Genomic DNA, 1859 nt, shown 5'->3' with positions numbered 1-1859 from the left:
CCAGGAGATGCAATACATTGCTGAGGGCTAAGTGCCCTTTGTCTTCAAGATTAAAATAAATGAAGACAAATTGTTCAGATTGAACAAGGTTGGGAATCTGTAAAAGAACCGATGATTTACCAATCCGTCTTTGACCATGCAACAGAATAACCCTTTCACCCTGATTTAAATTATCCTCGACAAATTGGATCAACGTTTCCCTGCCAAAGAAGTACTTGGTATCAGAGATAGCTGATCCAACAATATAAGGATTTCTCCGAACTGTTGCTGTGGTCATATAAATCTTGGTGATTTGCGAAAGGTTTCCTATTTGTGACAGTGATTAGCTTTTAATTGCTCCTTTCGGGATAGCAGCCATGACCTTACCAATCCATTCAAATATATCTGGTATTTTATCTTTATTTTTCCAGATTAAACGAATGATATCTTTAACCTTTTCTGCTTGCTTATGACTCATCAGATTAAGAAATACCTTCTGACGCTCTTGTAATTCAGTTTCGGTACTGTTTTGAATGTTTTTAACCACCCACCACTCCATTAGTGATGAAGCAAAGGAGTAAGTCGCTTTACCGGCTTGCTCTTCTCGTTTGATGATTCCTCTCGTTTCTAAGGCATTCAGTTCTATCTCTTTTTGGCTAAAAATAGTCTCAATTCCCCTCAGAGCATAGCGCTGATCGGATAATCGACCTTCTAGGCTGCACAAAGCAATTAGCATCAGTAAAATCTTCTCTAGGTCATTGCAAAGCTCCCAGGAAGCTTTAAAAAACTGTTCAGTTGCACTTAGAAAATCTCTGGCAAAGGTCTTAGGGTCAGGTACTCGATTAGCTCGCAATTCTTGATAGAGAAGATAACCAGCATTCTGTAGCAAGGCGGGATTTCCATCAGCAATTTCACGAATTCCGTCTCGTAAAGCTGGTGTGATTGGCATACCAAGTAGTAGGGCAGCCACTTCGTTATCAGTAAATGGCTTGAGTGGTTGAAATAAATAATGGTTATACCAAGGAGATTTATCTGGGGTGAGTTGAGGTCCCAATTCACTCAGACGTCGAGACGATGCTACAATCATTGAGATATATTTCCTTTCGATACCAGAATTCGCAATGCTGCGACATTCATTCACAAAGGCTTCAATATCAGCTCCCTGGTAACCGTCGTTTGTACGCAAAGCAACATCGTAGTCATCCACTAGCAATAGTAAAAATTTGTGGTATTCTCCAAGCTTACGTAATAGCTGCCGTAAATGACTTGAAGCGACGTTGTCTTGAGCAAGGAATTGGTCAATATCAGTTTGTAGCGGTGGATTACTATCCAGTTGACTTTTTATCTCGGTCAAGATTTGCCACCAGAAGCTATGAGCGTTAAAAGGTTGAATACTTAGGCAATTTAGAAGTACAATTACTGCTGCTTCTGGATCTTGGCCTTGTAGGTGCCAAACGTCAGGTGAGGTCAATAGTTCTAAGAAGGAAGTCTTACCAATTCCAGGTCCACCCCAAACTGCCAGATTACCACGACTAGAGATTTGGTCGAATGCTATTTCAATCTGAGACTCTCGTCCCACAAAGCGTTCTGGGAGAACGGGTTGTCCTACGGTAAAGGGGTTTTGAGCCATGGTGATGGATTCTGAAAGTGTTTCTTAAGCGGCTATTGTGTCTATCTTTATTATGGCCAACTTCCTTAGCTAGGTTGTGCCATGGCAAAAACTTTGTCCCTCTTGTTATACACATCTTACTGTCACCAATCACAAATTTTCCTGTGGGGTTCACCAGGAAGCGTGTGTTGTTATCCGGCTTAATCTCAATATCTTGGAAACAGGGTTCCACCACTGCTGACCACAAGTCATCTTTAATTTTTGCCTGGAC

The 1859-nt window shown here is 41.3% G+C and carries 2 protein-coding genes and 1 pseudogene; all 3 read right to left on the bottom strand.

Annotation, left to right across the window (positions count from 1 at the left end; translation table 11 throughout):
* The coding region (locus F6K37_RS40455; RefSeq protein ID WP_287256924.1) for an ATP-binding protein at positions 1-277 on the bottom strand (277 nt) is incomplete at its 3' end.
* 45 nt (positions 278-322) lie between these two features.
* The gene (locus tag F6K37_RS40450) at positions 323-1609 is read right to left on the bottom strand and encodes an AAA family ATPase (protein WP_287256923.1); all 1287 of its coding nucleotides are present in this window, start codon (positions 1607-1609) and stop codon (positions 323-325) included.
* A 124-nt stretch (positions 1610-1733) separates the two neighbouring features.
* Positions 1734-1859, bottom strand: a pseudogene (locus F6K37_RS45930) (methionine adenosyltransferase); the annotation flags it as partial.

The organism is Moorena sp. SIO4E2 (assembly GCF_010671945.1).
Classification (GTDB): Bacteria; Cyanobacteriota; Cyanobacteriia; order Cyanobacteriales; family Coleofasciculaceae; genus Moorena; species Moorena producens.
This window is presented reverse-complemented; position numbering and strand designations above follow the sequence as displayed.